The following is a 7,627-nucleotide window of genomic DNA, read 5'->3' on the forward strand; positions in this document are numbered from 1 at the left end:
TCCCCACGGTAATGCGATATCACCCGTAATTTTTGCAAGCTCTGGCGTGACATCAATGGTCATATCAGGCACGACCTTCACCTTAACCATAGGTGGAATATCAACCATCAACTCATCAGCAAACACTCTAACGTTAGAGTGCCATGCTTTAAGATCCTGCCAGTCCCCGGAGCCTTCGATATCAAGGTGACCATCGGGTGTTTCAACATTGGCCTCTAACTTCGCGCTGTAGCCGTCAAAATCGAGGTCAATACGACCATCTTTAATATCGACTGGTGTGACATCGCCTTTGACTTGAATACCATCAACAGAGAATTGACCAAAGACTTGAGGATGCATCAAAGAGCCTTTTACCTGTAGGTCACTCTCAAGATCGGCCTTCAACAGGCTGTATTCGCCGAGGATTGGCTGTAAGAAGTCCAAATGGAAAGTTGTCAGCTTAATTGCCGCATCGACCATTTTGTCTTCTGCGAGAATGTCTGGTAACGACACCGTGCCAGACAGGTCACCATTATCAGACACATCCAACTTAAAGTCGGCGTTCAGTTGGTTGTCTTTTAGTTGGGCATTCAATGCAACGCTTTCCCAACCGAGTGTGATTGGCTCACCAACTTGTTGAACAGCCTGACCTTTCGGCATATCGACGCTTACCGTCACCTCAGGTTCACCTTGTTCCGACCATTTGGCATAAGCGGTCGCATTGACTAAGCCCTGTAATTGCGTTTCTTTAGGCATGAGGGCTTGGATCTGCTCAAAGTCGAATTGGTTAACGCCCAGTTTGGCCTCACCTGACTTTCCAGCGCGGATATCCTCATCCAGACACACGCTCGAACCCGATTGCTTCCAACAGTGCGCTTGAACGTCGGCATACTGCTTATCGACATCCGCCTTAATCGCAACGGGTTGGTCTAATACCCAAGGCCCCTGTTGAGTGGTAATTCTGACTCTGTCTAACGACCCATCCCAAATAAGAGAAGGCTTCTGAATCAATTCTCCAGAGATAGCCAAACTGGTCGACACTATATCGGATATCACATCAAGTGTTACGGTATGCTGCTTCTCACCGCCATTCACGGTTAAATCAATGCTTTCCACATTTTGTTCTTGATAGGTTAAGTTCTTAGCTTTCAATACAAGATCGGCTTGAGCTTCAGGCAATGGCAGAGGAACCACTGAGCCATTAAGCGATAAGGATTCTAGTGTTGCTTCGTTATTCCAATCGACCTTATCAACATTAAGTGCGAGATCGACCTTTGGCTCTTTCGTTGGGCCACTAAGCTGGATATTACCCATCACTTTACCCGTCAGCTCTGGAACACTCTTATCTAACTGTGGAAAATTAATCGCAACGCCCATACCCCATTGCTTATCCAGTTGCCCTTGAGCCTTAATCGAATTAACACCGTGAGCCAAGCTCAAACCACTGGTTTTCAGTTTAGGTTCACCGCTCGCGCTGCGATCTGACGCTGACAACTGCCCTTTGATATCCAGAGGGTATTCTCGTAGGATCCCCTCGATATCGAGCTTAGGTAGTTCAATCGCCCAACCACCCGCTTGTGTCAGTTCACCCGAAGTTACGATGCTTCCGCTAATGTTACCCTCGGCTTCTGGCCACTGCAGACCCGGTTGTATGTCTTTGAGCGTCACATCGGCTTGCCAATTAACGAGCTTCTTCCAGTTAGCTTTAACTACACCATTTAGTTCGCCACCCAAGGTATTCAGTTTCAAGCGTTCAAGTTCAATCTGTTCCGTGGTGCCTTTACCTTGTAGATCTATTGTTAAGGCAGGTATCTCCTTACCATCGGCTTCAGCTTTAAGCTGCACATTAAAACCATCTAATGAACCATCGGCTTTGAATTTCTCAATTGCAGCTTGGTAGTCACTTTTACCTGTCAAAGGCCATTGCGCTTTACCTCCCTCTAAAAGAAGGTCAAATGGCAGAGTCGGTTCTAAGGGTTGAATATCCCCAGACAACTTTGCCTCAATCAATTCGGAGAACTGAGACTCTAGGCTTAACTTAGCCACGCTGCCTTGTGCTTTCAGAGACAGTTTCTGACCAGCAAGATCGGTTTCTTTCACCAACGCACCCAAAGAAAGCTCTAGCGGATAGCCGCCCTTGAGCTCAACCTTCGTCGTTAGGTTCGCGCTTGCTTGTGGCATATCGAGTTCGAGACTGGAAACGTCAACCGTGTGTTTACCCGCGCGAGCTTCTAACCCGAGGTGATTCACAACAATTGGTGCTTCTTGTTCTAGAGTGAAACGGTTGAGATCAAAACGCTCAAGTACAACCTGCAAAGGAATCCAAACTTCAGGCAACTCGATAGCTGTCTTAGTTGCAGTATCTGGCTCGACTATTTCTGATTGTGGATCTTCAGTAGACTCTGCAAGTTTAACCTTAAGATCATTGAATAAAGTTGGCGATACTGTCAGCTTTTCCCCCTGCATACTCAGGGCAGTAGAGAACAAACCCCATTCAATTTCATGACCTAAGATATTCAGTTTGATATCAGATAAAGCGATTCGATTAATGACGATTGGTAGTGGTGTTTTTACCGATGTTACGGGCGGAGTAGGTTCTGCCTCTTCTGTAGAAGCTAGTGGCAATTCAGTAAGTGCGAAATCCAGCCCTTGAATCGCTAAGCGGTCAACACACACTTGAGGGTCGAGCAGACAGCGCGGATTGATAGCCAATGCCAAATTTTCAACCTTGGTATCGATATGTAGGCTATCATCTTTAAACTGAACATTGTTAAGCGTAAAGCTTGGGAAAAGAGCGCCTTTAGTACTTTCCACTTTCAGTTGTGGCAATGCTTTTTCGGCGCCCCACAACACAGTATTCAACCCCGAATTGGTGAACAAAACAAAACCTAGTAGGGCGATTAACAATAGCAAAATCGACGTCAATGAAATCGACGCCCACTTGATACACTTACCCACCACTTTGATCATAATTCTGGCCCTAAACTAAAGTGCAGTTGGAACTCATCACCTTTTTTCGCATCTAGACCCCAAGCAAAATCTAAACTCACAGGACCGACGGGGGACGCCCAACGAATCCCGACACCAGTACCATGTTTCCACTCTGGCGTGTCATTGAATGCATCACCAATATCGTAGAAAGCCGCTCCCCACCAATTCCCAACTAAGCGATATTGGTATTCAAACGAACTGGTTGCAATGAATTTCGCCCCCGTTAGTGCGCCACTTTCATCTCGAGGAGAGATAGACTCATAGCCATAACCACGGATGCTATTATCACCACCCGCAAAAAATCTTAAAGAAGGAGATAACTTATCAAATTCGTCCGCAAAGTTTCCGCCGAATTGAAGGCGGGTTAAACCTCGGTGGTTATTACCAATGCTTCGAATCCATGCGGTTTGCCCTTGAAAACGTACGACTTGGGTTTCAGATAACAAGGTATCATCAGCCGCTTCAACCATGATGGTTTGTTTATCGCCCCACATCGGCATTGAACCGCCTCGGGTTCGAGTGCGTGAGAAAGAGACACCTGGCAACACAAACTGCGCCAAATCGTCTTGTAAACCTTGTTTATAGTTTTCGACTAGGTATCGAATGAATACCGTGCGTTGCCAACCATTATCTAGACGCCAGTACCTTTCTAAGGCTAAGTTTGACTCCAAACTCTTGGTATCACGGTTATCCAGATTCTTCATTCCATACTTAATTTGATAGTAGTCATTAAGCACGTCATCCAATGGGATTTTATAAGCCGCCGTAATCGTCTGCTCAGGCTTGGAGATCGATAAACTACTATTAAAACTATGACCTTTCTCATTAACCCAAGGTTTCTTCCATTTAAGGGTACCTTTTACACCCAAGTCTGTTGATACACCGATACCCGTTTCAATTTGGTTCCGCGCTTGCGGAGCAAGGCTTACCTTCATCGGAATTTCTCGACCTTCACCCAATTGACTTAAATCAGGCTCAACAAAGACTGAAGAGAACCAATCCGTATTGGAAAGGTTTTGGTTGTATTCACCAACTTTGGTTATCGAGTAAGGTTCGCCATCTTCAAATGGTTTAAGTGACTGCACCTTCTCTTCTTCTATTTGGCTACCAGTAACCTGAGTAGAGCCAAAGTGATAACGAATACCACTGTTATAATGAAGGCGGACATAAGCGCGGTTTAATTCAGGAGCGACTTCTAGTTTGCTAAGATCATACGCCCCATCGAAGTAACCTTTCGCTAATCCAAGATTGCGGATCGATGATTTTAAAGAGTCATAATTACCATGATTCAAAATCGAACCTTTAGACAACTTGCTCTTAGCTATTAAGGCCAAAAAATCAGGATCATCTTTGGCTTCACCAGTCAGAACAATATCTGAAGCATAAATAACAACCGGCTCTCCCGGCTCAACCGTAACAGTCAATTCGGTATCATCTTCAGAATGAGTAAATGTGATATTAGGTTGGTAGTAGCCTAATGCATTCAACGCTTCGTTGATCATCGACTCCAAGCGAGATTGAAATCTTAATGAGACCGAATACTCTTCTTCAGGAATCGCACTCAGATAAGCATCCACATTATCTGCAAGCGCGCCATCCAACCCTTTAATATCAAGGGAAACGTCAGCGAAAGCGAATGTCGATGACAGTAGAGTGCCAATCAGAACTGGTAAAGTTTTTCTTATCATGTTTAATTGGTGAAGAAGTTATCAATACGTTAATAAGTGAAAAGAAATCATACCGCTAAAAAGGCATTGAGTCTGTAACAAATCTGGTAATAACACGGTCTAATGTAAAGACTTAATCAATATTAACCAGCCGTTAATATGAGCCTCCAGTTAATATAAACCTAGATCTAATGTTAACTAACGCGGTAAACGTATGCGAAAAGGAATATAATATGCTAAACAAACAACAACTGGTTTCCGCAGCAACCGCATTACCGGGAAATGCTGACCCAATCCGAATCACTGAGCGCCATTTCGTCAATCAAACTGACTTGCTCAATACACCTACGGGTTCTCAACAAGAAGTCCTACTTGGTATGGGATGCTTCTGGGGAGCTGAGCGTTTGTTCTGGCAGTTGAACGGCGTTATTTCAACATCTGTTGGCTACGCTGGTGGATACACGATTAACCCCACTTATGAGCAGGTATGTAGCGGACAAACTGGCCATACCGAAGTCGTTCGTGTCATTTTTGATAGCGAACAAACATCTCTCGCTCAAGTACTTGAAACCTTTTGGGAGCGTCATGACCCAACTCAAGGGATGCGCCAAGGCAACGATTTAGGGACTCAATACCGTTCTGCGATATACACCTTCAGCGAAGAACAACAGACTATCGCTGAGCACTCTAAACGTGAATACCAACGAGCAATGACTGAATCATTGGGCAACGAAATCACAACGGAAGTTCTGCCTGCTGGAAAATATTTTTTCGCAGAAACCTACCACCAGCAATACTTAGCTAAAAATCCGAATGGTTATTGTGGATTGGGTGGAACAGGTGTGTGCTTCCCTCCGCAATAATGTGTTATACCAATCACAGTAAGTAAGTGATCATAAATAGCGCAGGAAAAATGCTTGAGAACAAGGCAGAAATTTTCGATAAGTAGTTATTCTACAATCAAAATTTCTAACGATGTTATCGAGTGTTTTAACCAGCTAAGATGAACAGTTATTTACTACGATTGGTATTAGGCATACAAACTAGAACAACATCCATTAAAAAAGGGCTTCCGCTAGGAAGCCCTTTTTCATTGGAAATCTATTTGACGAAATGCAAATCTATAACAGTCAGTTACACCGGCAGCGCAGCAATGGTGCCGTTAACTTCTTTAAAAATCGTTAGCTTTTGTTTGTCTGAAACTTCAGGAAGAAGCACCTTGCCTTGGTCGAAGCGAAACTCTCCGATACCCTCTATAGCAAACTGGCCTTTGAACAGGACTTTAACGAAACGCGCCACCTGATGTGGACGGTAAGTAGAAAATTTTCTTAACATAATACAACCTCAATTCCATTTGAGTACTACAGCCACGTACCTGAACACCAACGTATTCAAAGCACATTAAATCGCTAATTCCTTTAGCAAACAGCAAGATAATCTATTGTTCATCTCGATATTGATGCATTATACCTTTTGGTAACAAGCCTGCAACTTATTTCCACACCGTACGATAAAAAAGTTAAAGAGGCATTTTTCAAATTTCATATTATACTTCCAGAGCAAACCAATAAGCGGAACAAAAATATAATGAAAAACAAAACTCTACTGGCTTTTTTAGCCGCAGCCTCTCCACTTTTCGCCAATGCTCATAATCTATCAGTCGGTGCAACTCTGCCTGCTGTCGATGTTAGCAACTATGGTGAAATCGTACTAAACGACGGAAATACTGGATATCAAGCTTGGGCAACCAATGATCTTCTAGGTAAAGTTCGCGTCGTTCAAGCTATTGCTGGCCGTAGCAGCTCGAAAGAGCTCAACGCACAACTGATGGCAGCAATTACAGCATCGAAATTCGCAGAAGACAGCTACCAAACCACTACCATCATCAACCAAGATGATGCGATTTGGGGAACTGGGTCTTTTGTTAAATCGTCAGCAGAAAGTAGCAAAGAAGAATTTCCATGGTCTTCTATGGTGCTAGATGAAGACGGAACCGTAGCGTCATCATGGGCTTTAAAAGAAGAGAGCTCAGCGATTATCGTTCAAGACAAGCAAGGTAAAATATTGTTTGTTAAAGAAGGGGCATTAAACGACTCAGAAGTCACTCAAGTTATTGAGTTGATTAAAGCGAGCCTTTAATAAGATATTCGCGTCTTTTTCGAGACCTGACCAAAGGATATTGTTATATTATAACAGTATCCTTTTTTAATTCTGTGGTTAATCATCCTGATGTGGAAAAACACACCTAATAATGTGAAACGTAAAACAGGCTTCTTGCTTGGGCTGATGCTCATGTTGAGCGTGTTAGCAGCGACACATATTGTAGATATCGACCCACATCATCACTCTTCACATCACTGTGAGCTGTTTTCGATAAATCAGTTCATAACGGCGCATTCACTTCCACAGATCCCAGAGTTCCATTCGGAATTTACTGTCGCTATCACAGAGTCAGTCATTTCGTTACAGCGCCTGTATTTCGCTTATTTAGCACGTTCACCTCCTGTAAAGATTTCTTAATTACCACTACTTTTTAATTAACCTTTATTCAGGAAAAAAACATGAAACCTACTATTCTAGCCGTTGTTATCGGTATGACTGTCTCTACTAATGTTCTAGCTAACGAAGAATTCCGCTCTCACGAAGCACACGTGCACGGTAAAGTTGAGGTGAACATCGCTCAAGATGGGCAAGAACTACTTGTTGAAGTAACAGCTCCCGGCGCTGATGTGGTTGGCTTTGAACATGCTCCAGAAACTGCTGAGCAAAAGAAAGTATTTGAACAAGCGATTGCGCAATTAAACAAGCCAGATGAGCTATTTGGTTTCAAAAATGCAAGCTGTACTCTGAAGTTCAAGTCGGTGACGAACACCTTGGAAGGCGATCATGATGACCATGAAGGCCATGACCACGCTGAACACGCTGAACACGACCATGATGACCACAAAGGCCATGATCACGCAGAACACGACCATGATGACCACAAAGGC

7 protein-coding genes are annotated in these 7,627 nt (G+C 43.7%); 4 read left to right on the plus strand and 3 right to left on the minus strand.

The genetic code is table 11. The features are described from left to right. A partial coding sequence (locus tag AB4496_RS03890; RefSeq protein ID WP_372130604.1) for a translocation/assembly module TamB occupies positions 1-2,949 on the minus strand: 2,949 nt, incomplete at its 3' end. Continuing rightward, positions 2,946-4,658: an autotransporter assembly complex family protein gene (locus AB4496_RS03895; RefSeq protein ID WP_009847757.1), complete on the minus strand. Its 1,713-nt coding sequence runs from the start codon at positions 4,656-4,658 to the stop codon at positions 2,946-2,948. The genes AB4496_RS03890 and AB4496_RS03895, both read right to left, overlap by 4 nt. A gap of 212 nt (positions 4,659-4,870) precedes the next feature. Between AB4496_RS03895 and msrA the strand changes: the two genes are divergently transcribed. Then, positions 4,871-5,500, plus strand: coding sequence for a peptide-methionine (S)-S-oxide reductase MsrA (msrA, locus tag AB4496_RS03900; RefSeq protein WP_009847758.1), 630 nt, complete (start codon positions 4,871-4,873; stop codon positions 5,498-5,500). Positions 5,501-5,771: 271 nt separating this feature from the next. Here msrA and AB4496_RS03905 read toward each other — a convergent pair whose 3' ends face one another. Continuing rightward, complete coding sequence (locus AB4496_RS03905) at positions 5,772-5,972, minus strand: DUF1107 family protein (RefSeq protein WP_004735283.1); 201 nt, start codon at positions 5,970-5,972, stop codon at positions 5,772-5,774. 252 nt (positions 5,973-6,224) lie between these two features. On the opposite strand from AB4496_RS03905, the gene AB4496_RS03910 reads away from it, so the two are divergent. From AB4496_RS03910 to AB4496_RS03920, 3 genes are all read left to right on the plus strand, one after another. After that, positions 6,225-6,776, plus strand: a complete 552-nt coding sequence (locus AB4496_RS03910) for a YtfJ family protein (RefSeq protein ID WP_009847759.1) — start codon at positions 6,225-6,227, stop codon at positions 6,774-6,776. Positions 6,777-6,866: 90 nt separating this feature from the next. Beyond that, positions 6,867-7,157, plus strand: coding sequence for a DUF2607 domain-containing protein (locus tag AB4496_RS03915; protein WP_083784112.1), 291 nt, complete (start codon positions 6,867-6,869; stop codon positions 7,155-7,157). A 41-nt stretch (positions 7,158-7,198) separates the two neighbouring features. Then, the coding region (locus tag AB4496_RS03920; RefSeq protein WP_136975329.1) for a DUF2796 domain-containing protein at positions 7,199-7,627 on the plus strand (429 nt) is incomplete at its 3' end.

The organism is Vibrio sp. 10N.222.46.A1, assembly GCF_041473595.1.
GTDB classification, from domain to species: Bacteria; Pseudomonadota; Gammaproteobacteria; order Enterobacterales; family Vibrionaceae; genus Vibrio; species Vibrio tasmaniensis_A.